The organism is Shewanella sp. 10N.286.52.B9 (assembly GCF_002873635.1).
Classification (GTDB): Bacteria; Pseudomonadota; Gammaproteobacteria; order Enterobacterales; family Shewanellaceae; genus Shewanella.
Genome location: NZ_MCTY01000196.1, coordinates 18,600 through 43,729 on the forward strand (window position 1 = coordinate 18,600; position 25,130 = coordinate 43,729).

23 protein-coding genes are annotated in these 25,130 nt (G+C 41.5%); 6 read left to right on the top strand and 17 right to left on the bottom strand.

Features of this window, described 5'->3' with window-relative positions; translation table 11 throughout:
* Positions 1–137 precede the first annotated feature (137 nt).
* The gene (locus BCU91_RS14965; RefSeq protein WP_102531802.1) at positions 138–515 is read left to right on the top strand and encodes a hypothetical protein; all 378 of its coding nucleotides are present in this window, start codon (positions 138–140) and stop codon (positions 513–515) included.
* Positions 516–598: 83 nt separating this feature from the next.
* Here BCU91_RS14965 and prpF read toward each other — a convergent pair whose 3' ends face one another.
* The 5 genes from prpF to BCU91_RS14990 form a co-directional block, all read right to left on the bottom strand.
* Complete coding sequence (gene prpF / locus BCU91_RS14970) at positions 599–1,792, bottom strand: 2-methylaconitate cis-trans isomerase PrpF (RefSeq protein WP_102531803.1); 1,194 nt, start codon at positions 1,790–1,792, stop codon at positions 599–601.
* A gap of 104 nt (positions 1,793–1,896) precedes the next feature.
* Complete coding sequence (acnD, locus tag BCU91_RS14975; protein ID WP_102531804.1) at positions 1,897–4,512, bottom strand: Fe/S-dependent 2-methylisocitrate dehydratase AcnD; 2,616 nt, start codon at positions 4,510–4,512, stop codon at positions 1,897–1,899.
* Positions 4,513–4,615: 103 nt separating this feature from the next.
* Complete coding sequence (gene prpC / locus BCU91_RS14980; RefSeq protein ID WP_102440557.1) at positions 4,616–5,740, bottom strand: 2-methylcitrate synthase; 1,125 nt, start codon at positions 5,738–5,740, stop codon at positions 4,616–4,618.
* Positions 5,741–5,951: 211 nt separating this feature from the next.
* Positions 5,952–6,830 carry a methylisocitrate lyase gene (gene prpB, locus BCU91_RS14985; protein ID WP_076536891.1) on the bottom strand — a complete coding sequence of 293 codons (879 nt, stop codon included), beginning with the start codon at positions 6,828–6,830 and terminating at the stop codon, positions 5,952–5,954.
* 65 nt (positions 6,831–6,895) lie between these two features.
* A complete protein-coding gene (locus BCU91_RS14990; protein ID WP_102476335.1) occupies positions 6,896–7,555 on the bottom strand; it encodes a GntR family transcriptional regulator in 660 nt (219 codons plus the stop codon).
* A 622-nt stretch (positions 7,556–8,177) separates the two neighbouring features.
* Here BCU91_RS14990 and BCU91_RS14995 point away from each other — a divergent pair.
* Positions 8,178–9,179 (top strand): D-alanine--D-alanine ligase, encoded by a 1,002-nt coding sequence (locus BCU91_RS14995; protein WP_102531805.1) that lies wholly within the window; start codon positions 8,178–8,180, stop codon positions 9,177–9,179.
* A 47-nt stretch (positions 9,180–9,226) separates the two neighbouring features.
* On the opposite strand, the gene BCU91_RS15000 is transcribed toward BCU91_RS14995, so the two are convergent.
* On the bottom strand, positions 9,227–9,526 hold the full coding sequence (locus BCU91_RS15000; RefSeq protein WP_102440554.1) for a hypothetical protein: 300 nt from the start codon (positions 9,524–9,526) through the stop codon (positions 9,227–9,229).
* Between the two features lie 370 nt (positions 9,527–9,896).
* Between BCU91_RS15000 and BCU91_RS15005 the strand changes: the two genes are divergently transcribed.
* Positions 9,897–10,322 (top strand): hypothetical protein, encoded by a 426-nt coding sequence (locus BCU91_RS15005; RefSeq protein WP_102531806.1) that lies wholly within the window; start codon positions 9,897–9,899, stop codon positions 10,320–10,322.
* 242 nt (positions 10,323–10,564) lie between these two features.
* On the opposite strand, the gene BCU91_RS15010 is transcribed toward BCU91_RS15005, so the two are convergent.
* The 7 genes from BCU91_RS15010 to BCU91_RS15040 all read right to left on the bottom strand — a co-directional run bounded on the left by BCU91_RS15010 (position 10,565) and on the right by BCU91_RS15040 (position 17,190).
* Positions 10,565–11,152 carry a cytochrome c3 family protein gene (locus BCU91_RS15010; RefSeq protein WP_102440577.1) on the bottom strand — a complete coding sequence of 196 codons (588 nt, stop codon included), beginning with the start codon at positions 11,150–11,152 and terminating at the stop codon, positions 10,565–10,567.
* Between the two features lie 20 nt (positions 11,153–11,172).
* A complete protein-coding gene (locus tag BCU91_RS15015; RefSeq protein WP_102440552.1) occupies positions 11,173–11,643 on the bottom strand; it encodes a nitrate reductase cytochrome c-type subunit in 471 nt (156 codons plus the stop codon).
* An 11-nt stretch (positions 11,644–11,654) separates the two neighbouring features.
* Complete coding sequence (napA, locus tag BCU91_RS15020) at positions 11,655–14,144, bottom strand: nitrate reductase catalytic subunit NapA (RefSeq protein WP_102440576.1); 2,490 nt, start codon at positions 14,142–14,144, stop codon at positions 11,655–11,657.
* Positions 14,145–14,146: 2 nt separating this feature from the next.
* Positions 14,147–14,407 (bottom strand): chaperone NapD, encoded by a 261-nt coding sequence (locus tag BCU91_RS15025; RefSeq protein ID WP_102440551.1) that lies wholly within the window; start codon positions 14,405–14,407, stop codon positions 14,147–14,149.
* A 41-nt stretch (positions 14,408–14,448) separates the two neighbouring features.
* A complete protein-coding gene (locus tag BCU91_RS15030) occupies positions 14,449–14,607 on the bottom strand; it encodes a periplasmic nitrate reductase, NapE protein (RefSeq protein ID WP_102440550.1) in 159 nt (52 codons plus the stop codon).
* 506 nt (positions 14,608–15,113) lie between these two features.
* A complete protein-coding gene (locus tag BCU91_RS15035) occupies positions 15,114–16,037 on the bottom strand; it encodes a class I SAM-dependent methyltransferase (protein WP_102440549.1) in 924 nt (307 codons plus the stop codon).
* A gap of 22 nt (positions 16,038–16,059) precedes the next feature.
* Positions 16,060–17,190 (bottom strand): AI-2E family transporter, encoded by a 1,131-nt coding sequence (locus BCU91_RS15040; RefSeq protein ID WP_102531807.1) that lies wholly within the window; start codon positions 17,188–17,190, stop codon positions 16,060–16,062.
* A 272-nt stretch (positions 17,191–17,462) separates the two neighbouring features.
* Here BCU91_RS15040 and BCU91_RS15045 point away from each other — a divergent pair, with 272 nt between their 5' ends.
* Positions 17,463–18,359 carry a TIGR01777 family oxidoreductase gene (locus BCU91_RS15045; RefSeq protein WP_102531808.1) on the top strand — a complete coding sequence of 299 codons (897 nt, stop codon included), beginning with the start codon at positions 17,463–17,465 and terminating at the stop codon, positions 18,357–18,359.
* A gap of 45 nt (positions 18,360–18,404) precedes the next feature.
* On the opposite strand, the gene BCU91_RS15050 is transcribed toward BCU91_RS15045, so the two are convergent.
* The 4 genes from BCU91_RS15050 to BCU91_RS15065 all read right to left on the bottom strand — a co-directional run bounded on the left by BCU91_RS15050 (position 18,405) and on the right by BCU91_RS15065 (position 23,097).
* A complete protein-coding gene (locus BCU91_RS15050; RefSeq protein ID WP_102531809.1) occupies positions 18,405–19,286 on the bottom strand; it encodes a LysR family transcriptional regulator in 882 nt (293 codons plus the stop codon).
* Between the two features lie 172 nt (positions 19,287–19,458).
* Positions 19,459–19,755, bottom strand: a complete 297-nt coding sequence (locus tag BCU91_RS15055) for an antibiotic biosynthesis monooxygenase (RefSeq protein ID WP_102440545.1) — start codon at positions 19,753–19,755, stop codon at positions 19,459–19,461.
* 109 nt (positions 19,756–19,864) lie between these two features.
* Positions 19,865–22,348, bottom strand: coding sequence for an FtsX-like permease family protein (locus tag BCU91_RS15060; protein WP_102531810.1), 2,484 nt, complete (start codon positions 22,346–22,348; stop codon positions 19,865–19,867).
* Positions 22,348–23,097: an ABC transporter ATP-binding protein gene (locus BCU91_RS15065; RefSeq protein ID WP_102440543.1), complete on the bottom strand. Its 750-nt coding sequence runs from the start codon at positions 23,095–23,097 to the stop codon at positions 22,348–22,350. Before BCU91_RS15065 ends, BCU91_RS15060 begins: the two co-directional genes overlap by 1 nt.
* An 85-nt stretch (positions 23,098–23,182) precedes the next feature.
* Here BCU91_RS15065 and BCU91_RS15070 point away from each other — a divergent pair, with 85 nt between their 5' ends.
* Together BCU91_RS15070 and BCU91_RS15075 are read left to right on the top strand one after the other, a co-directional pair.
* Positions 23,183–23,761: an arylesterase gene (locus tag BCU91_RS15070; RefSeq protein ID WP_241904094.1), complete on the top strand. Its 579-nt coding sequence runs from the start codon at positions 23,183–23,185 to the stop codon at positions 23,759–23,761.
* A 182-nt stretch (positions 23,762–23,943) separates the two neighbouring features.
* Entirely contained in the window at positions 23,944–25,011 is a 1,068-nt protein-coding gene (locus BCU91_RS15075) for a DUF3083 family protein (RefSeq protein WP_102531811.1), read from the top strand.
* Positions 25,012–25,130 lie beyond the last annotated feature (119 nt).

Consider the following 25,130-nt stretch of genomic DNA (forward strand, 5'->3'; position numbering starts at 1 on the left):
ATCACAACTACGGATACTGCCGCCAAGCAATTGATCAAATAGATATAGATAGAGCTAGAAATGTAACTTTTTGATGTTTTTCCATAAAGCAGCTAAGTTAGCTCCTATGAGTTAATTCATAGAAACAAGGAAGTATTATGGATCTAGAAAATAGTTTAGACCAAGCAGATAAGACAATAAATGACCCTAACCCGCCTAGATGGCAAAAGATAGGTAAAGAAAACTATAACCTAGCTCTCAATCGATTCAGCCCGGGGCATGAATTTAAAATTGTGCCGCTACATAAGGAAGGCTTTGAAAATGCTGCATTTATTGTAACCCATATCACTAATGATAAAATATCCACTGTGATTGATTATAACGGTGAAATTATAAGTGTTTCAGTCGCGTTCAATGATCTGACTTGTGACTCAAAAACTACCCCCTCAACGGGCAAAACCTCTAAGCCTGTTTTAAGTTCTTCAGCTGGAAAGGATTCGTTTGAATGCGTCGTATTTTTAAAGCGAACAGGCTAGTATCATCGAACGGATAATCTTTAAGAACTTAAACTGGCAGTTATCCCGTTAAGATAACTGCCAAATCAAACACTAAAAACAACCTAAAAACTATCACCAGGTATTCTTACCCAACCTTCCATAAGCACTCTTGCACTGCGGCTCATGCTGGCTTTATTCACCTGCCAGCTACCATTGGATAATGTCGCTTCTGCGCCCACTTTTAGAGTGCCCGATGGATGACCAAACACCACTGAAGTACGTGCTTGTCCACCAGCGGCAAGATTGACTAGCGAGCCTTCAACGGCAGCAGCCGTGCCTATTGCTACCGCTGCTGTACCCATCATGGCATGGTGCAGTTTACCCATTGATAATGCCCGCACTTGTAAGTCAATATCAGTGGCTAATACCGCTTTACCACTTGATGAGTTGTATGCACTTGGCGGCGACACAAAGGCAATCTTTGGCGTGTGTTGGCGCGCTGCGGCTTCATCAATGTGTTTAATTAACCCCATTTGCACTGCACCATGGGCACGTAAGCTTTCGAAAAATGCTAATGCGCTATCATCATTGTTTATGTCATCTTGAAGCTCATTACCCACATAACCAATGTCGGCAGCATTAACAAATATCGTTGGAATACCAGCATTGATCATAGTGGCTTTAATGGATGGGATCCCTTTTGCGCTAAGCTCTGGCACAACTAAATCATCCACCACATTGCCAGTTGGGAACATCGCTGCATCAGCGTCTGCTGGCGCTAAAAACTCTACCAGTACTTCGGCTGCAGGAAAGGTCACCCCGTCTAATTCAAAATCACCGGTTTCTTGCACTGCGCCGTTAGCCATTGGCACGTGCGCAATTATGGTTTTGCTGATATTGGCCTGCCATATACGCACTACCGCAATACCATTTTCAGGTACGCGGCTACTGTCAATTAAGCCATTGGATATGGCAAACGAACCCACAGCCGCCGTTAAATTACCGCAATTACCACTCCAATCAACGAAGGGTTTGTCTATGGCCACTTGGCCAAAAAGGTAATCCACATCATGATCGGCGTGGCGGCTTTTAGACAGTATTACCGTTTTGCTGGTACTTGAGGTTGCGCCGCCCATGCCATCAGTTTGTTTGCCATAGGGATCTGGACTGCCGATGACTCTAAGCAGCATGGCATCGCGGGCATCGCCAGCCACTTGAGCGGATTTAGGTAAATCAGTTAGATTGAAAAACACCCCTTTACTGGTGCCACCACGCATATAGGTTGCTGGAATTTTTATTTGTGGAATATGAGACATCATGTTTCCTAAAATCAATCAGCACAATGAGTGAGAGGCGCTCATTGTGCTGATGTTTGTTAAATTTAACGCAGCTATAACGACTTATGACTCATCACTAGTCACTAATGGCTGGCCTCTAAAAAGTCTTGGGCAAAGCGTTGTAAAATACCGCCCGCTTCATAGATAGACACCTCTTCAGCGGTGTCTAATCGACATTTAACTGGCACAGTTAAATGCTCACCATTAGTGCGAGTAATGATTACTGATAGCGCCGCACCTGGAGTACGCTCACCGATAACATCGTAGGTTTCAGTACCATCAATTTGATAGGTATGACGGTTCTCGCCATTGGTAAACTCAAGCGGCAGCACGCCCATTCCTACAAGGTTGGTACGATGGATACGCTCAAAGCCTTCAGCAACAATCACTTCAACGCCCGCTAAGCGGACCCCTTTGGCTGCCCAGTCACGGCTTGAACCTTGACCATAATCAGCACCTGCGATGATGATAAGTGGCTGCTTACGCTCCATATAGGTTTCAATGGCTTCCCACATGCGCGACTCTTGCCCTTCTGGCTCGATTCGGGCGTAAGAACCTTGCTTAATCACTTGCTTGCCATCTTTACCTAAGGTGGTCACCATTTCATTAAATAGTTTAGGGTTAGCAAATGTGGCACGTTGTGCGGTTAAGTGATCGCCGCGATGGGTGGCATATGAGTTGAAATCAACTTCAGGCAAGCCCATTTTATCAAGGTAAGCACCTGCTGCACTATCAAGCATAATAGCGTTTGATGGTGATAAATGATCGGTAGTGATGTTGTCACCTAATACCGCTAATGGGCGCATGCCTTTCATGGCGCGCTCACCCGCTAATGCGCCTTCCCAATAAGGAGGACGACGGATATAGGTACTTTGAGGGCGCCAATCATACTGTGGATCAATCTTAGCTGAAGAGTCGCTGCCGTATTCAACTTTGATATCAAACATTGGCTCATACACTTTGCGGAATTGCTCAGGCTTAACGCTAGCAGCGATAACCGCATCAATTTCAGCATCTGATGGCCAGATATCTTTAAGCCTTATATCGTTACCTTGTTGATCTTTACCTAAAACATCTTTTTCAATATCAAAACGAATGGTGCCAGCAATAGCGTAGGCAACCACCAGTGGCGGCGAGGCTAAGAACGCTTGTTTCGCATAAGGATGAATACGACCATCAAAATTTCGGTTACCTGATAACACCGCGGTGGCATATAAATCACGTTCAATCACTTCTTGTTGAATCACAGGATCGAGCGCGCCACTCATGCCATTACAGGTAGTACAGGCAAAACCGACAATACCAAAGCCCAAGGCTTCAAGTTCGGTTAATAAATTGGCATCTTCAAGGTATAATTGCACCGCTTTTGAGCCTGGTGCTAATGAGGTTTTAACCCAAGGTTTACGTGTAAGTCCCTTGGCATTGGCGTTACGGGCGATTAAGCCTGCGGCAATCACATTGCGTGGGTTAGAGGTGTTAGTACAACTGGTAATGGCGGCAATAATACAAGCGCCATCAGGCATTAAGCCGGCTTCATTCTCAACAGTACCGCTAATACCTTTAGCGGCTAAATCACTTGTCGATACGCGGCGATGTGGGTTTGAAGGACCTGCAATGTTACGTCCAACACTGGATAAGTCAAAACGCAGCACGCGTTCATATTCTGCATTAACTAGCGTGTCAGCCCATAGGCCATTTTGTTTGGCGTAAGTCTCAACTAACTCAACTTGTTTATCATCACGGCCAGTCAGTTTTAAGTAATCAATGGTTTTATCATCGATATAAAACATCGCTGCTGTGGCGCCAAATTCTGGCGTCATATTTGAAATCGTAGCGCGATCGCCTAATGTCAGATTAGCGGCGCCTTCACCATAAAACTCAAGGTAAGTTGATACTACTTTTTGCTCGCGTAAAAACTCGGTAATCGCTAACACAATATCTGTCGCAGTAATGCCTGATTGACGCTCGCCGACCAGCTCAACACCGACTATATCAGGTAGACGCATATAAGATGGGCGACCTAGCATCACGCTTTCAGCTTCAAGCCCACCAACACCAATAGCGATAACACCTAAAGCATCCACATGGGGCGTATGGCTATCTGTGCCCACTAAGGTATCAGGAAATGCCACGCCTTCACGGGCTTGCACCACTGGCGACATTTTCTCTAAATTAATTTGATGCATGATGCCGTTACCGGGCTGGATCACATCAATATTTTTAAAGGCCGTTTTAGTCCAGTTAATAAAATGAAATCTGTCTTCATTACGTCTGTCTTCAATGGCGCGGTTTTTTTCAAAGGCATCTTTTTCGAAACCTGCATGTTCGACAGCCAGAGAGTGATCGACAATCAACTGCGTTGGCACTACTGGGTTCACTTTTGATGGGTCGCCGCCTTTTTCAGCGATAGCATCACGTAAACCCGCTAAATCAACTAATGCGGTTTGACCAAGAATGTCGTGACAAACAACACGGGCTGGAAACCAAGGGAAATCGAGATCTCGCTTACGTTCAATAATTTGTTTTAAGCAATCTGTTAGCGTCTCAGGTGGGCAGCGACGCACAAGGTTCTCGGCATAAACGCGAGAGCTATATGGCAGTTTGTCGAATGCGCCTGCTTGGATATCATCAACAGCAGCTTTGGTATCAAAGTAATCCAGCTCTGTACCTGGTAACGGTTTTCTATAATTTGAATTCATAACCCAATCCATCAAGTTTGGTAATTGTTAGCTAGTTTGCAATTTGCATGTTCAACAAGGTCTGAAAAACAAAAGGCTGACCCATTGGCCAGCCTTTGACTGTTTATCTTTCGCTAATTGGCGTTACAGTGCGTGGCTCAGATCCGATGTAATCAGCACTTGGTCTGATAATACGATTGTTTGAGCGCTGCTCCATGACGTGAGCAGCCCAGCCAGTAAGACGTGAACACACAAAGATAGGCGTAAATAGCTTGGTTGGAATACCCATAAAATGATAAGCCGATGCATGGAAGAAATCAGCATTACAGAATAGTTTTTTTGTATCCCACATAAACTCTTCACAAGCCACTGAGATGTCGTACAAGCTAGTATCGCCATTTTCCTGAGCCAGTTTTTCTGACCAGGCTTTAATGATCACATTACGTGGATCTGAAGTGCGGTAAATCGCATGACCAAAGCCCATGATTTTTTCTTTACGCTCTAGCATGCCTGCCATTTGCGCTTTAGCATCGCTTGGCGAAGTAAACTTTTGGATCATGTCCATTGCTGCTTCATTAGCACCGCCATGAAGTGGGCCACGAAGAGTACCGATAGCACCGGTAATACACGAGAACATGTCAGATAAGGTTGAAGCACATACGCGCGCAGTAAAGGTAGAAGCGTTAAACTCATGCTCTGCATAAAGTATTAACGATACATCCATCACTTTACGATGTTGCTCTGAAGGCGTTTTACCATTCAATAGTTTTAAGAAGTGGCCGCCGATGGTTTCTTCATCTGTAACGCAGTCAATTTCAACACCTTCATGGCTGAAACGATACCAGTAACACATGATCGCAGGAAAAGCGGCGAGTAAGCGGTTTGCTGCTTTATGTTGCTCAGCAAAATCAGCTTCTGGCTCAAGATTACCTAAAAATGAGCAACCAGTGCGCATCACATCCATTGGATGCGCATCGGCAGGAATACGTTGTAATACTTCTTTTAATGCTTGTGGTAAATCACGCTGAGTCGTCAATACTGATTTATAAGTATCTAGCTGATCTTGCGTTGGCAATTCACCATTAAATAATAGATAGGCGACTTCCTCAAAAGTAGCATTTTCAGATAAATCGGCAACATCGTAACCGCAATAGGTTAAACCTGAGCCTGATTTACCTACGGTACATAATGCTGTATCACCTGCGCTTTGACCACGAAGGCCTGCACCACTTAGTTTCTTGTCTACCATAATGATTTCCTATTCTTTTATGTGTTTCGAGTACTATTTGGTTGTCTTTTAAATTATCGGTTTGCTTATCGACAATCTTTGTTCAAGAACAATATTTGTGCATTAATCATCCAATCGCAATAAATCGCTATTGCTACAACGACAAAGCTTATAAACACTGTTTATCAACACTTTCTATCAACAGAAAACTGCTTTTATGTCTTGCCAGTAATTACTTGTTTTTACCTTCAGCAAATAAGCTATCAAGCTTTTGCTCATAATCGTGGTAACCGAGGTAATCGTATAAATCCATACGGGTTTGCATGGTGTCGACAACCGCTTTTTGGTCGCCATCTTTTAAGATTGCGCTGTAGACATTTTCAGCGGCTTTATTCATCGCACGAAATGCACTTAACGGATACAGCACCATGGCTGCGCCCCACTGACCGAGTTGCTCTTTGTTCCATAACTCTGTTTGACCAAACTCGGTGATGTTAGCCAAAATCGGGACATCAAGTGCATCGGCAAAGGCGCGATAATGCTCTTCAGTTTTTACCGCTTCGGCAAAAATACCGTCTGCACCGGCGGCAACATAGGCTTTAGCACGGGCGATCGCCGCCTCTAAACCTTCTTGAGCAAATGAGTCGGTTCTTGCCATGATGAAAAAATCAGGATCAATACGGGCATCGACAGCCGCTTTAATGCGATCAACCATTTCTTCAGTAGACACAATCTCTTTGTTCGGGCGATGACCACAACGCTTCTGCGCAACTTGATCTTCCATGTGCACAGCTGCAGCGCCGGCTTTTTCCATATCACGAACGGTTTTAGCGATGTTAAATGCACCACCCCAACCGGTATCGATATCCACTAATAGTGGTAAGTCACAGGCTGAAGTAATACGCTGAACGTCAACAATCACATCATTGAGTGACGTCATACCTAAATCAGGTAAACCATAAGATGCGTTCGCCACACCGCCACCCGATAAATATATCGCTTGATGACCAATTTGTTTCGCCATCATTGCTGAATACGCATTAATAGTTCCAACGATTTGTAGTGGCTTGTTGTCGACTAATGCCTGACGGAATTTTTTGCCTGCGCTCATGATATCCCTCTCTCTATTTGTTATTGCTATGCGGCAGTTGTTTACGCTTAACTGCCGAAGCTTAATTAACGGTTTAATTTAGTTTCGATATTATTTTTGGAGTACATGATGTGACGACGCATTAGCATCTCTGCTAACTCTTCATCACGATTTGAAATGGCTTTAACTATATGGGTATGTTCTTCAAAGGCAGTTGTCACCCGAGGTCCTGCCATGCCTAATTGCACTCGGTACATACGAATAAGGTGATACATACCGTCTATCAGCACAGAAATGAGGTGTTTGTTTTTGCTCCCTAGAATAATGCGGTAATGAAAATCCACATCACCTGCTTCTTGATAATAAGACTCGCCAGATTTCACTTCATTAGAGTGTTGGCTCAGAAGCGTTAATAAATCTGCAATCTCTTCATCAGTCATGTTTTTAGCGGCAAGCCTAGCCGCCATGCCTTCAAGGGATTCGCGCACTTGATACAACTCTATGAGCCCCTCAGGCGTTAATGCCACCACTCGGGCACCTATATTGGCTTTACGTTCAACCAAATGGCATGACTCTAAACGGTTTATTGCCTCGCGGATAACTGCGCGGCTAACGGCGTACTTTGTCGACAGTTCTGTTTCACTCAGTTTTGAGCCTGCCGTAATATCGCCTTCAACGATGTCCTTTCTTAACTCAAAAAAGGTTTTATCGGCTGCTGTAATGGGCTGTTCAGTAAAAAATGTCATTTTAAGTAGGCTGTCTGACCAAAGAATAATTGTCGACAATATAAGCCAATAATAACAAGTGGTCAACATAAACAAGCTAGATTGTCGACAAAAGTATAAAACGCCAGTGATAAATCAACGCTGCTAAGTTGTGGCTAAAGCATAAGCAGGGCAAAGTATGTTTACCGATATAAGCTCGCGATATGACTCAGAGAAATAACACAGAGAAATAACACAGAGAACTAACACAGAAAACACCCATGCTCGGTTAACGCCTCCCTTATTTATAAATAGACAGATAGATAGACAGATAAATGGATAAATGGATAAATGGATAAATCGTGACGGAGCGGATGAATAAACTCACCCATAAGCCCCATACATTGGGCAATGAATAAATGTATAACAGCCAAGCAAGCTTAGGGAGTACACCTAAGCCGTTTTAAATATCCCAAGTAAATAATATGGCTATGGCACAACTTTATTGCCCATAAAACGCGCAATTAAGCGGTGTTCATGACTATTTGTTGCTTAGTTCACCATTTACTCAGCCCTGCTCTTGCCTAGTGGCTTGTCAGTTCATTATCATAAGTTAATTTAATGCACATTCAGTGATATCCATCAGCAATTTTGCGGAGCAACAATGACAACTATCAACTTACTTTTAATCTGTGGCGGCGGCAGTGCAGAGCATGATGTGTCTTTGTTATCAGCTGATTTTTTTGAATCATCTCTCGCAAATAGTAACGAGATTAATTTACTGCGAGTTGAACTTGATAAAAATGGCCATTATCACGATCAAGATGGTAATATTTGTGAGCTAACCAATAAGCGCGAAATTCGTTTTGAAGATCAGCAAAAAGCACCTTGGCCTGTAGACTATGTCATTCCTTGTATTCATGGATTTCCCGGTGAGACCGGTGACATTCAATCTTATTTCAATTTAATCCAATTGCCTTACTTTGGTTGTGAGTCAGAAGCCTCAAGAAACTGTTTTAACAAAATCACCGCCAAAATGTGGTTTAGCGCCTTAGGCATCCCTAATACGCCTTATATTTTTCTTAATGAACTAAATGATGACGCTATACAACAAACGGCAGCAGCCTTATCAGAATGGGGCTCAGTATTTGTTAAAGCCGCCTCTCAAGGTTCATCAGTGGGCTGCTATAAAGTTGATGACGCAACGCAAATACAACAAGTATTAACTGATGCCTTTAGTTTTGCGCCTTCTGTGGTGGTTGAAAAGACCATTATCGCCCGAGAGTTAGAAGTCGCAGTTTATCAATATCAAGGTGAAGTAATAGCAACACTGCCAGGTGAGATCATTTGTGCCAGTAACACTTTTTATACTTTTGAAGAAAAATATAATGCTTCAAGTAAGGCGACCACCAATGTAGTCGCAAAGAATTTATCTGAGGATGTGTGTGAAGCGATTCGCAGCTATGCGATAAAAGCATTTAAAGGGATGAAGTTAAGACACTTATCAAGAATTGATTTCTTTCTAACCGAAGAGAATGAAATTTTACTAAACGAGATTAATACCTTCCCTGGCTCTACACCAATTTCAATGTTTCCGAAAATGCTACAAAATCACGGCGAAAACTTTACTGATTACTTGGTTGAAAACATCAAAAGCCAATTATAAATCTAAACACATATACCAACTTGATACGACGATTAACGACAAAATAGCTATCGCGTCATATTGATTGAAACAATATTGGAATATGTTTGCTGATGGCCAGCATCTTCCAATTGTTTGCGCCAAGGGTTGTCTTGAACCCTGACCATATAGAAACGCTCACGGTAGGTATCAGTGACGAATGCAATCCCATGTTGCATTAATTCATAATGAATATCATGTACAAATACCAAAGAAAAATTCTGCCTGCCTGTTAACTGATTAATGTCTCCTCGCGTTAAGCTTACTCCATTCTCTAATTGTTCAAATTGAATCATTAGCCAATTCGCAAAATCTTTTGAACTCACCATTTGATTGCCCTCGTATTTAAATCAAAAAAACTACAACTAAATCTAACTAATAGTTTAGTGCACTTTACGATTTTCAGCACAATAGTTTAACAAACTCATCTGGCCAAACATTATTCATCAAATGAAAAAACGGTAGTTTAACACCAAGAAATCACACACTACCCATTGAAATATAAAGAATTAGAATAAAACAAACACAGTCAAATAAAAACATATTAAGATGTCAACTTTTTAACCAGTGTCAACAAAATGACTTACAACTTGATTTTATCCGTTTACTAGAACAGTATTGCAACATTAACCTAACAGCTTAATGTTATATATAGTATTACTTCTATGTTGTTCCTCATAACTTAATCGGAAAGGAATAATGTCAAAAATTGTTTTATGCATAGTCAGTTTTATGCTCATATCTGGCTGTAGTCAAACTCCTCATTTCAATGATTCAAACCTTAATTCAAACTCCCTAGTTGGCATTTATACTAATGATGATGGTTTTGGAAACCGTATTAATATCGTTTTAAATGAAGATGGGGGTTACGAGTCTCAACTAAATGGAACCAATGGAATAGAGGGGTTTTCTTATGGTGAATGGGAGCACACAACGAAGTCAAATAGTATTTTATTTTCCCCAATTAAAGAACATGGTTTTTTAAAAGGAAAACTTAAAACATTACTGATCATTAGTGATAGTAACAATATTTCCTTAATTCCAGCTAAAAATCTTAAAAGTCATTCTAAGTTAATGGCTGATTACGGACAATCAAACTATAGCTATCAGAAAAATAGTATTTAATTTAATCGTGCTCTAACCGCTTATGTACATGGATGTACTGTAAGCTTTGTTTAGTTACTTCAATAAGCCATTTTCGTTACTTCAAATTTAACTTCTCAATGATTATTCCCAGCTATAAACTTCAAATATTTTACAAGCCAGCCACAAAGAATACCTGCTCTGACATAGGCCTCAAATAGTATTAAATGCAACCCCAAAAAAGGCCAGCTTTCGCTGACCTTATTTATTGCTATTGGCTTTTACTAAAAGCCTTCCACACCAGCCATATCAGGTAATTGATGGGCTATCCCTTTATGACAGTCGATACAGGTTTTATCACCGCTCGCTAATGAGGTTGAGTGCATTTGCGAAGCGCGAGTCGATTGACGCGTAAAGTCCATATAATCGAAATTATGGCAGTTACGGCATTCTAATGAGTCATTAGCTTTAAGGCGTGCCCACTCATGCTCTGCCAACTCACGGCGTTTACCTTCAAACTTTTCACGAGTATTGATGGTGCCAAATACCTTGCCCCAAACTTCTTTCGAAGCCTGCATTTTACGAGCAATTTTATTGGTCCATTCATGTGGTACATGGCAATCAGAACACGTTGCGCGCACACCACTTCGGTTAGTAAAGTGAATGGTGCTTTGCAGCTCTTGATAAACATTACTTTCCATTTCATGGCAACTGGTACAGAACTCCTCGGTGCTTGCTAATTCAAGAGCGGTATTAAACCCACCCCAAAAAATCACCCCTGCTACAAAGCCACCTAATGTCAAAAAACCCAGGCTGTAATGAACACTTGGCCTGTTTACTACCTGCCAAACTAACTTCAATTTTTCTAGTATTTTTGCAATCATAAATGCTCCTAATGCTCAGTCGTTGAAGATTTTTTCATGAGTTCTTTAACATCCACAAAATCATTTTCAACCAATAACTTGGCATCTAACTGAGATACATGGCATTGAGTACAGTAATAACGACGTGGCGACAACGATGCCAAGAAATTATTATCTCTGTCCATATAATGCGTCACACTTACCATAGGAGCTTGAGAATGCCCAGTGCTACTACGCGCATGACATTGCATACATTTATTCACTTTCAAATCAATTTGATAACCATCAATTTTATGAGGAATAATTGGCGGCTGCATCGGGTAATTACGCACTTGCTTAACATCTGAATTAATCACTTTCTGCATAACAGGCGGTGTTGGTTCAACGTTTAATGGTGCAAGGCGTAATGTAGCAACTTTCTCATCAGGCACAGTTGCTGCCGTCAAACCAAAAGAGAATCCAACTAACGCAATGATTGACAATATTTTACGTGCTTTCATGGTGTCTCTCCTTAGGCTTTAACGATTTTAACCGCGCACTTTTTAAAGTCTGTTTGTTTTGACAATGGATCTGTCGCATCTAACGTGACTTTGTTAATGAGCTGGCTAGCATCAAACCAAGGAACAAATACCAAGCCAACAGGCGGCTTATTACGACCTCGGGTTTCTATACGGGTTTTAATTTCACCACGACGAGAAATAACCTTCACTTCATCACCACGACGTAAACCACGTTTTTTAGCATCATCTGGATGCATAAAACACACTGCATCAGGGAAGGCTTTATAAAGCTCTGGCACACGCTGGGTCATTGACCCCGAATGCCAATGTTCTAGTACGCGACCGGTTGATAACCAAATATCGTATTCTTCATCTGGCATCTCTGGCGCTGGTTCATAAGGCAGTGCAAAAATAACCGCTTTACCATCTGGCTTACCATAGAACTCAAAACCTTTACCGGCTTTAACATAAGGGTCAGACCCTTCACGGAAACGCCATTTGGTTTCTTTACCGTCAACAACAGGCCAACGTAAACCGTGCTCTTCATGGTAACGGTCAAAGTCAGCTAAATCATGACCATGTCCACGACCAAAGGTTGCATATTCTTCAAATAAGCCTTTTTGAACGTAAAAACCAAAATGTTTAGCTTCATCATTCAAGAACTTAGGATCAGCATCACTTAATGGGAACTTCTCAACATTACCGTTTTGGTAAAGTACTTCGAATAACGTTTTACCTTTAAACTTAGGATTGGCATCTAAAACATCTTGCGGCCAAACTTCATCAGTGGTGAAACGTTTTGAGAATTCCATCAACTGCCATAAGTCAGACATTGACTCGCCTGGCGCTTTAACCATTTGATGCCAGAATTGAGTACGACGCTCTGCATTACCATAAGCCCCCTCTTTCTCAACCCACATTGCGGTAGGTAAAATCAAATCAGCTGCTTGTGTTGTTACCGTTGGATAAGCATCAGAAACAACTATGAAGTTTTCTGGATTACGGTAACCCGGTAATCCTTCTTCGTTCATGTTAGCCGCAGCTTGCATGTTGTTGTTCACTTGAACCCAATAACAATTTAAATCACCATCTTTAAGACGGCGATTTTGTTCAACGGCATGGTAGCCAGGCTTTGGTGGGATTATGCCACTTGGAATATTCCAAATTTCTTCAGCATGTTTACGATGCTCAGGGTTAGTAACCACCATATCAGCAGGTAAACGATGCGAGAATGTACCGACTTCACGCGCAGTACCACAAGCTGATGGTTGACCCGTTAATGAGAATGGGCTGTTGCCAGGAGTAGAAATTTTACCGACTAGCAAGTGAATGTTATAAATAAGGTTATTACACCACACACCACGAGTATGCTGGTTGAAACCCATAGTCCAGAAAGAGGTGACTTTCTTTTTAGGGTCAGCGTACAACTCTGCAAGTTCAATCAACTTGTGCTCAGGTACACCAGAAAGCTCGCTTACTGATTTAACATCGTAGTCAGCTACAAACGCCTTAAACTGCTCAAAATCGATTGGGGTTGAATCACCCGCAGTCTCAACGTTCTTGGCTTTTTTCTGTAATGGATGAGTGGCTCGTAAACCATAACCAATATCCGTTTCACCTTTACGGAAATTAACATGCTTAGCGACAAAATCTTTGTCTACTTTATCGTTTTGAATAATGTAATTGGCGATAAAGTTAAGCATGGCTAAATCGGTTTGCGGCGTAAATACTATGCCTAAATCCGCCAAATCAAATGAACGATGTTGGAACGTCGATAACACAGCAACTTTCACATGTGGTGCACTTAAACGGCGGTCAGTCACGCGAGTCCAAAGGATCGGGTGCATTTCTGCCATATTAGAGCCCCATAATACGAAAGCATCCGCCGCTTCCATATCATCATAACAACCCATGGGTTCATCAATACCAAAGGTACGCATGAATCCACCAACAGCAGAAGCCATACAATGACGTGCATTGGGATCAATATTGTTAGAACCAAAGCCTGCTTTCATTAATTTAACCGCTGCATAGCCTTCCCACACAGTCCATTGGCCAGAACCAAACATGCCGACTGCAGTAGGCCCTTTAGCTTTAATGGTTTTTTTCCATTTTTCAGCCATGGTATCAAACGCAGTATCCCAACTAATGGGGCTGAACTCGCCATTCTTATCATATTTTCCGTCGGTCATTCTTAACATTGGAGTTTGAAGGCGATCGCGACCGTACATAATTTTTGATAAGAAGTAGCCTTTAATACAGTTAAGGCCTTTGTTGACTTCACTTTTTGCGTCACCATGGGTTGCAACCACTTTACCGTCACGCGTCGCAACGATAACGGAACAACCTGTACCACAAAAACGACATGGTGCTTTGTTCCACTCTAATTTGGTCTGCTCAGAGCTAGTAATTAAGTTACTTGCTGATGCCGGTAAAGCCATGCCTGCCACGCTGGCAGCTGCCATAGCAGCATTAGCCTTCATAAACTCACGTCTGTTCATACTCATTCTTCACCCTCTTCTAGCTCTTCGCTTTGGTGATAAACCATAGTGGCAGTAAGCACACCAGGTATTGCGTTAATAGTTGAAATGTCATCCATTAAGGAACGCTGGCTTGGTCCTTCAATCACTACGACTATCTTCATCTCGTTGTTAACTGATAAATCTGCATTGTCCATGGCCATAATTTGTTGGCGAACTTCAGCCATTTGCTCTGGTTTTACTTGCACTATCAGGCTAGTTACGTGGATTTCTTTTTTGCTCATCAAGATTACTTCTCTATTAATTTTTGTTTTAATTTCTATGATTATCCAGCGCCAGGAGGGCCAGAAAGAATTTGACTAAACCAAATGGTGAACCCTAATGCACTAACGAGTATCGCTGACAAAATGGGTGCTAAGAAAACCGTTAAAAATATAAAAATTTTAAGTTCTAGGCTTTTCTCAGTTTTAGAATCTATATTCATGGAGCCTCCGGCAGAGGTTTCTAAGGAAAGGGATGTAGCATAATTGTTACTGATTGATATTCGTGTGAATTCTATCTTTTATCAATAACTAAACTATATACTCACAAATTGGTAAAACGAATAAATGTTGATCTAGATCATAAAAAAACCAACAATTATTACAACTAGAAATGCATATGAACAATAAAGCGCTTCAATAGTAAATCCAGCCAAAAATAAAAATCTCATTCATGTTAATTGATTCGATTTAAACCAGAACCACTGGAGAGAAATACTCATGCATAACTATATATAGTCTCTAACACAAAAGTTATCAACTTGTTAATCGTCAATCAAACACTTACAGAACATTCTAGTGATTTCAAACAGGCTTAGCCGATAACCATGCGAGTTACCTCGATCACTTCTCCACCTTTAAATTATCCTCAAATAAAAAAGCACAACTGAATTGTTATTCAATTGTGCTTTTTAAAGAAATATAGATGTGTCACTACACGGTTAAATACTTATAACTTATAGCGTAAGACCTTCAAGGATTTTTGCTCATCAATATCAGTAAACTCGGGGGGATTATCAATACGCTCAACAAAGGTTAAGCTTTCTGCAGTTTCTTCAACTTGCTTCATTAAAAAATCACAGCCAAGCTCAGGCGCATTTAAACACAACAACACTTCACCGTTATCAGCCAGTAACTCTGGTAAACGTCTCAGCAGCCTTACATAATCTTTGGTGGCAACAAAACTTCCTTTTTGATTACTTGGTGGATCGGCAACAATTAAGTCATAAGGCCCAAGTTTGGTTAGTTTGCCCCATGATCTAAAGATGTCATGACCGAGAAAGCGTGCGCCTGAAGCAAAATCATTGAGCAAATGGTTTTGTTTGCCTATGGCTAATGCGCCCTTGCTCATATCCATATTAACCACTTCAGTCGCTTCGCCCTGTAAAGCGACAACAGAAAAGGCGCAGGTATAAGCAAATAGGTTAAGCACTTTTTTATCCTTTGCGTGTGCTTTAACCCACTTTCGACCATTGGCCATATCAAGGAAAATACCGTGATTTTGCCCGCGTAACAGGTGGACTAAAAAATGGGCGCCATTTTCTGTCACTATGTGTTTTTCAGGTACTTCACCAGCAACAACATCGGTTATAGTTTGCCCTGCATTACGGTACTGAAATACTAAATTAAACGGTTTATCGCCATGACACTGCTGCCAAACTGCTTCTATATCAGCAACCATTGACTGTCTTTCTGATTCTGGCAGCTCTTTAAAGCTGGTAAGCAGTAACACAGGGTTAAACCAGTCTAAGCAAATATGCTCATAACCGCTAAAGAGCCCCCCGCGACCATGAAATAAGCGACAAAGGTCATCACCTAATTGTGCTTGGGCTAATGCGTTAACCGCAGGAAAATTTGAATCATTTGAATTCATTTATAACGCTCATTTATGTAAATTAAACATGACCATTTTCGGACTTTTCAGATGGGGTTTCATCTGTTGTTTGTTCGGCTTCTTCTACTCGGGCAACTAATTCCCCATTTTTGTCATCTTCATCATGGATTTCATCAGATAACAAGATAGCCAACCACTTACCACTGTCACTGGACTCTAATGCAATTTTGACAATCATAGTCAGTGGTACAGATAACAGCATCCCTACTGAGCCAAGTAACCAGCCCCAAAAAATTAATGACAAGAACACCACTAAGGTTGATAAGCCTAAACCGCGGCCCATAAATTTAGGTTCAACCACATTACCCATGACAGTATTTGTGCCTAAAAATAATAAAGCCGTAACACCTGCAGCCCCGGGCCCCATTTGAATGAATGCCAATAGTACCGCTGGAATAGCAGCAATTATAGAACCAATGTTGGGAATATAGTTAAACAGGAAGGCTAACACTGCCCACAATAATGCGTAGTCAACCCCAATAATACTCAAGCCAATACCGACAATAATACCGGTGCCAATACTGACGAGGGTTTTTATCACCATATATTGATTAACTGAATGCAAAAATTTATCAATTTGCTTCAAGCGCATGTCTGGATCGTCTAAGGCAAAATGAAACTTTTTCGGTAATGATTGGGCTTCAAACAACATAAAGATAATGGTCAAGATGATTAGAAACAGATTTGCCATCACATTACCAAGGCCTGACAACATATTAGTGGTCATGCTTAAGGCCATACCGGGGTCAAAGTATTCTAAGGCTTTTTCTTTAGAGATATTAATATTTAACGCGGTTAGCTTTTCTAATATCCATGAAAACTGCTCAATTAATTGTTGGCGGTAAAGCGGTATTTGTTTAGAAAACTCATTAATAGAGCTGCCCACTAAACTCGCTAGCCATAAGCCCATTAGCACGATCAATAGCATCAACAGTATAATTGATAGCCATTTAGGTACCCTAAAACGGCTCATAAATACAATGGCGGGATTACAAACAACCGCTAAAAATGCAGATAATACAAACGGGACCACAATTGGACTTGCTGTTTTGATACCGGCAAGGATCACCACTAAGCAAGCCATGATGGCAAAACCACGTAACGCAATCGACGAAGAGTTACCTCCATTCATAATGAAAACCTTTTTATACTTAAACGTGAATTAAACTAAGATTTGTTAAGTTGAAACTATATGCGTAATTAATTGAAAAAACAAAACAACTAACTGCAAAGTTATTGATTATACCTGTTATATTTTGTGTATAAATGTTTAAAGCGCCCCAAGGGTGAATTAAGCGAGTAAAATTAATTAATTTGAAACTAAAGCAAGTCACTAAACACTGATCGAAACGCTAAGCTAGCACGTATTATTACTTATGTTGGCAAAATGAATGGTGAGACTTTATGAAGATTTTAATAACTGGGGCAACAGGATTTGTTGGCCAACAATTAGTACATTTACTGCAAGAAGAACATAAGCTTACTATTGTTAGCCGTAATATTGAGCATGCTGAAGCCGTGCTGGGTAATAAACATCATTACTTATCAGGCCTTGATACCTTAGACAATCTCAATGAATTTGATAGCGTGATAAATCTAGCTGGAGAGCCCATTGTCGGCAAACGCTGGAGCCAACAACAAAAGCAACGTATTTGCGACAGTCGCTGGAATATAACCGCCAGACTGGCCCAGCTGATCCAACAAAGCACCACCCCACCAGCAAGTTTTATTAGCGCCTCTGCCATCGGCTTTTATGGTCGCCAAGGCCAACAGCCTGTTGATGAGCATAGCCAAGCCCATGATGAGTTTAGCCATCAGGTTTGTAGTGAGTGGGAACACTTAGCCTTAAAAGCCCAGTCAGAAAACACCCGAGTCTGTGTGCTCAGAATTGGCATTGTATTAGGTAAAAATGGCGGTGCATTAGCAAAAATATTGCCACCGTTTAAATTAGGCTTGGGCGGCCCGATTGGTAAAGGCACCCATGGGGTTAGCTGGATCCACATTGATGACCTAACCCATTTGATTGAACACTTAATTAACTCTAACGATGCTAAGGGTATTTTCAATGCTACGGCACCGAATCCTGTTAATCACAAGCAATTTGCTCAATCATTAGGCTTTACCTTAAAGCGCCCAGCTAAAATCCCGACACCTGTATTAGCATTACGGTTAGCCATGGGCGAAATGGCAGACTTAATTGTTGAAGGGCAATTTGTATTGCCCAAACGTACATTGGCGTCAGGCTTTAACTTTAAATATACCCATATTGACCCAGCGTTAGATTCAATTTTTAATGCCTAATCACTTGGATATGTGCCGTTCTGATTATTGTGGTCTTCAAGAACACTATTTACTATTAACCAGCTCAGTGGTTTTATCCATAAACCACTGGTAACGTTTTGGTAAAGGTCGATGTTTTTTATAAATCATGTACAAGGGCTCTTTTACCTGCTTATCAAGTTTAGCAATCGATATTGCCGCTACATCACTAAAGCTTTTTACTGCAAACTCAGGTAACACAGTAAAACCTAGGCCTTTTGAAACTGGCAACAAAATTTGGTTAAGTTGATTAACATAACTGACAACCCGAACCTCTATTGCTTGTTTATCTTTATAGTTATTAGCCACCACTTGCTGCCAATTATGCATCGCATCTGGGTGAGCAACCATGCCCAACGCCATTAACTCATCATAATTTATTACCGTTTTTGATTCACTTTTCGGCACCACAAGACAAAGGTGCTCATAACCTATGGCTAACACTTCAAGTTCAGGGTCGGAAACAAACTGGGTCACAATGCCAATATCAATATCGTTATTGGTTAATAACTCTATTATCCTTCTATTGGGTCCAGCTTCGATTGAAACATTCAGCTGCTGATGTTTGATTTGATAATCAATAAAGTGCGGATATAACAATGAGGCTAATGAACCTGAACAAGCAAAGCGGCACTCACCCACATGTTCTGAATCAAGCTGTAAATCGGTTAATAATTGCTGCTGTTCCTTAACTAGAGATTGGCCATATTGCTGTAACTGCATACCGGCCGACGTTAATTCAAAGCGCTTACCAAAGCGTTCGATTAACTTTATGTTCAACTGCTTTTCTAATTTCTGCACATGCTGACTCACACCCGGTTGAGTCATAAACAACTGCTCAGCAGTTTGAGTAAAGTGGCCTACTTCAGCCAATTTTAAGAAGGTCGTTAACCATTTTTGATTAATCATCAAAGTGTTACCTTTGTTATTCAAGCAGCAAGTGCAGATGGCGCGCTCTGCTAATCTTTAGTTTTGATAGCATAGCAAATTTTAAATAACAGCAGGTTATAAAATTTACTCACTTTGATAATTAAATGATTTAACTATTAGCAGTAAGAAGCTGGAGAAAGTAAGTTAAAAACTATTGATTATCGAAGGAATATTGCCTTTTAATTTCGACAACTTCAACGCTGTAAGCGCGGTACCACTTATCTTGACCTAACTTTTGCGCCACGGCATGTTTTGAATCTTGATGCCAAGCTTGAATATCAGCCTCTGAATGCCAATATGAAATCGCGATTTCCTTATCCCCTTCTGATACTGCAATAAAATCGATGCAATTATAATGGTTAAACGCTAGGTCCCTCATCACGGCAACAGTATCTGAATAATGCTTATCTTGTTGTCCAACCGTTGCTTTAAATATCACCGCAAACATGCTTCAAACTCCTTTTGATTAGTAATAAGGCATAAAAATAGGGAGTTAAACTCCCTATTTAAACTAATACCTATTTATATAAGTGCTATTAATTGCTCATCAAGCGTTATTAACCTGCTTTAAGTAACTCACCGCAGGAGCGATTAAGTAACTGTCTGCAGCGCCACATGCCTAAGAATGATACCACTGCAGCGCCCGCTATTGGGGCGATAGCCCACCACGGCCAGTGCATGTACACCACAAGTTCAAACACTTGGGTTTTGAGCATGTACAGCGCAAACTCAGCGACAATCACCGCTAAAAGGCCTGCTATAGCCCCCAAGATGGCAAATTCAAGCCCTGTTGCTGAGCGAAGTAACCAGCCTGAAGCGCCAAAGGTGCGCAGCACTGCAAGCTCACGCTGGCGAGTCGCCATTCCTGCTTCCGTTTGGGCTATCAGCACTAAAGCACTTGCCAGTAACACCAGTGCCAACACTAAGGTAAGCGACAATGACACTTGGTCAATAATCTGTCTAAGTTGTTGCACCATAGCGCCAACATCGATAACCGAAATTGTCGGAAACTGCTGAATTAACTGCAATACCACGGCATTTGCAGTTAGCGAACTGCCCGCCTGTTTCAAGTCTTCATCATTTAAATGAAAGCTCGCCATAGAAGTATACGAAAAACCTTCTAAGGCTTTAGGCCTAAATATCATAAAGAAATTAGGTTGCAAGGTTTCCCACTGTACTTGTCTAAAGCTGGTCACTTTAACGGTAACCGCCCGATTATCCATAGTAAAGGTCATGGTATCGTTAAGGGCTAAGCCTAAGCGCTCTGCTACACCTGACTCGACCGACACCTCATCATCTGCTTGATTAAATGTGCCTTCAGTGATGTCGTTGTTAGGCGGCAAGGCGTCACGATAAGTCAGATTTAACTCTCTTGAAATACCGACTCGCCCTTCTTGGCCGTTCTTTTCTTCATCCCTAGAGATCAGTTCTTGATCATTAATATGGGTCAAACGACCTCGAATAACAGGGTAAATATCGGTCGCGATAATTTTGTTAGTATCTAAGAAGTCATCTAATGGCTTAGCATCTTCTGGGGCGATATTGACCAGAAAATAGTTAGGCGCATTTTCAGGTAATTGTTTTTGCCATTCATTGAGTAAGTCTTGTCGTAACGCCAAAATGGTCAGTAAAAGCACTAATGCGCTGCTAAACCCAACCAACTGCACTGCATTTTGTCTAGCTCTGCGGCGCAGACCCGCTAATGCTAACTGAAATGGGTTGGTGGTTTTCATGCCAACGCTGTGACCAAGGCGGATCATCACAAAGCCCAGCACGCTAAACAGCACTCCCAATAACAATACAGCCAACACCACAGTCATGGTAAGTTCAATACTGCGTGAATATAAGTAGCCCAGTAGCGCCATCGCCCCTAAACTCAGCAACAAATGCAGCCACATGCCCAGCTGTAAGCCTTCTAATTGACGCTGTAATACCCGTAATGGTGGAATAGCTAACAAGCGCATCAATGGATAGGCAGAAAACATAAATGCACTGATGAGCCCGGTACTGACACCCAGAAGAATTGGTCGGCTATAAGGCGGAGAATAAGCCGCTATTTCAGCAGGTAAAAACTGGGTAATACCAATATCCAGTAGCACACCACCGATTAAACCTAAGACAATACCTAATGCCGTTACCAACATGAGGTGCAACCCAAACAAGCTGCGGATTTGCTTAGCTGAAGCGCCAAAGGTTTTAAGCATCGCCACCACATCATAATGACGCTGACAATAGCGCTGAGCGGCAATACCAATGGCTGCACACGCAAGGGCAATACCTAACAAGCTTGCCAGCAATAAAAAGCGTTCGGCACGTTTTACCGCAGAGGCAATCGGTGAATCACCACTTTGAACGTCTACCCAGCGCTGACTATTATTTAATAGCGGTTTAACTTGGTTTTCAAACTTGGTTAATTGCGCTGCATCGCCAGCAAATTGATAAATATAACTGACTCGACTACCTGGTTGGATAATGCCTGTTGAGTCAACATCATCAAGACGCATTAAAAGTACTGGTGATGATGCAAAAGGATTAAAGCCTGCATCGGGTAAACGACTAATCTCAGCGCTTAAATTAAGCTCTATATTACCCAGTTCAAGGGTTTTGGGGTAATTCAGTAACCCCCCTAAGCGATTTTCATACCACGCCTCACCTTTAGCGGGCAGTGCTTGAGTCGCGCCTGATGATAGCTCTATTTCGCCCCGCAGTGGATAACCATCAGCAACAGCTTTTATGGTCACCAGTTGAAATTTGTCACCCGAGTAAACCATGGAGTTAAACTTCATATTGGTGACATAGTTAACCGATAATGACTCTGCTATCCCCAATACCTTGTCATCAATTTTAACAGGTGAATCAATAATGCGATCAGCGGCGATAAAATTAGCCGCCTCACCATTAATGGCAACTTGTAATCGCTCACTCACTCGAGCAAGACCACTGACCGATAACACAGCCAAGGTTATCGCCAATACAATTAGTACTAGCTGGCCTTGCATTAATTCTCTTTTAAACAGACGCCACGCTAATTGTAACTCCATTAGCTGGCCTCCTCGGTGACGTTTTCAAGCGTCGAGTTAGTGTTTGCAGCCGTTATCGCAGGTTCAGACAAATGACCATTTTCCATCACCAGTTGACGTTTGCAGCGTTTAGCCAATTCAAGATCATGGGTCACTAACACCAGCGTGGTATCACTTTCTTGGTTTAAGGCAAACAACATATCAGCAATTTTATCGCCGTTTACACTGTCTAAATTTCCGGTAGGTTCATCAGCAAATAACACTTTAGGCTCGCAAATGAAGGCTCTAGCAATAGCCACACGTTGTTGTTCGCCGCCCGATAATTGCTTAGGAAGATGGGTCAAACGATGGGAAAGCCCCACTCTGCCCAGCATGCTTTGGGCCTTTTCTTTAGCATTGCTGACACCAGCAAGCTCCGCTGGCAGCATGACATTTTCAAGTGCGGTAAGGGTATCGACCAACATAAAAGATTGGAAAATAAAACTGACCTTTTGTTTTCTCAAGGCGGCTTTTTGCTCTTCATTCAGGCCCGATAATGCTTGGCCATCAAGATAGATCTCACCCGATGTTGGCGTATCAAGCGCAGCCAGTAAACCCAGTAAGGTTGACTTGCCAGATCCAGAAGGCCCAAGAATAGCAATACTGTCTCCCTGCTTGACATCCATATTAATGCCGTTGAGGATAGTGAGCTCCCCCTCTTGGGTCACCACTGTTTTATTGAGGTTAGTTACATTAATGGCACTGGAATTATTTGCAAAATTAGTAGACATACGATCCTTCTTATTATTACCGGCGAAACGCCTGCTTAATGCGGCTTTCATCTTAGTTGTGGTATCTGCAGTGTCGTTTTCAACACTGGTCACATCCGCGTTGTTAACATCGACACCTAGCTATGCTGCCACGGTTTTAATCCTTGGCGATAGTCTAAGTGCAGGTTATGGCATGTCGGAAGAGCAAGGTTGGGTACAATTGTTACGTAATGACCTGCCCGAATACCAAATTATTAATGGCTCTGTCAGCGGTGAAACCACAGCTGGCGGATTACGTAGACTACCAGATCTACTGGCTTCGAGCCCTGTTGACCTTGTTGTTATTGAGCTTGGTGGTAATGATGGTCTACGTGGGTTCCCCCCAAAACAGCTGAAATCAAATCTTACAAAAATGATTGAGTTATCTCAACAAAGTGGCGCCGATGTGTTACTTACTGAAATCATGGTGCCGCCAAATTATGGTCCTCGATATACTAAAATGTTTAATGATGTTTATCATCAATTGGCCAGTGATTATGATATTGAACTGATCCCATTTTTTATGCTGGAAATCGCTCCTAACCCTGACTTAATGCAACGAGATGGCATTCACCCTAATGAGGATGCCCAGCCTAAAATTACGCAATGGATGAGTCCATGGATCATCGATGCAGTAAAAAAGTAACAGAGGTTAAAACATTTAGTCAAAAATGAGAACAAAAGCCTAAAATAGTAATTTTATTTTAAGGTTTAGGATTTAGAATGATACACAAATAACTTTGTTCAAACGTTCTAAAATACTAATCCTTAATGACAGTTTTTGAGCAATAAGGTTTGGTATTTTGTTTATGACTACAAGGAAATCTCATGGCTATCAGTCGGCAAAAGAAAGTTTACCTACCTACTACGACCAGAAAAAATCAATATATTACCGTTGGTTTCCCACTTACCGATGAGTTTATCGCTCATTATGAAAAGTTAGAAAACTGCTACCAAGAGTTTTCTAAGTTAGTTTTTCAAACCGCGGATAAATTTGAACTTTATAATGTCCATGTTGTTGCGACAGATAAACTCCCTGTTGTCCGTTTTCATAATGAGGTTTACTGTTTTTCAACCCAAGAGCAGTTACGATTTTTCTATAACCCGGTGCATCATGAAGCAAACCGTTTACACATGATTCCTGATTATCGCGCTAAAAAACTTAAAGTGGTCTTTTTAGCAACGGGTGATGAAATTCGCAGCAAAGCAGCAAACTTTCATGCTCGTATTCGTGAGTTTACTGAGGCATTAATGCCACAGTTACCCACTCAGAAGCTGGCAACCAAAATACGCGATCACCAGCATATTTCTTATGATCTATTTGCCAAAAATAAAGGTCATAAAGAAACCTACGGTTATAAGCTAAGAGCGCTTAATAGCCGCTACCAGCATCGTGACTGCCCATTACCAGAAGATGTCAGTGCACTTTCTTACGTTCAGATCACTATGCCTGTTGGTCGCCGAATTAAAAATCAGCTACTTGCAGAAAACCGCAATGATTTTAGCGATAGTTACCAAAAGGTTTGCCAAAAATTTATTGACGCTGCTCGCTCAAAACAACTGAATAAATTAGCCGTGGTTGCTAATGGTAAAGTACCTTTAGTACGTAATAGTAAGTTTGAAGATTTACAAAGTACCGCTGAATTTCAAATGATCGGTTTTGACCCTAGTGCCACAGATGCTGAGCCTATCTGTCATTGGGATGGAAATGTCATTACTGAAGCAATACGCTTTGTCATTGTTGCGGGTGATAGTGATATTGCTGATGGTGGTTATGGCCGCTTTATGAACCAAGTTGAAGATGCGATGCGTAAATTTATCAGTGACATCGACTTTGATAAAGAGCACATCGATTTAACTGTAGGCTTCCATCAACACCTTAGCTATAAAGCATAATTAACTCTATTCTCCCCATAAACGGCAGCCTAGCTGCCGTTTTTTATTGCTCCTTTTTTATCATCCTTCCTTGTGCAAGATACATCAAAAAAACTTGTTAAATAAATGTGGCCAGATTT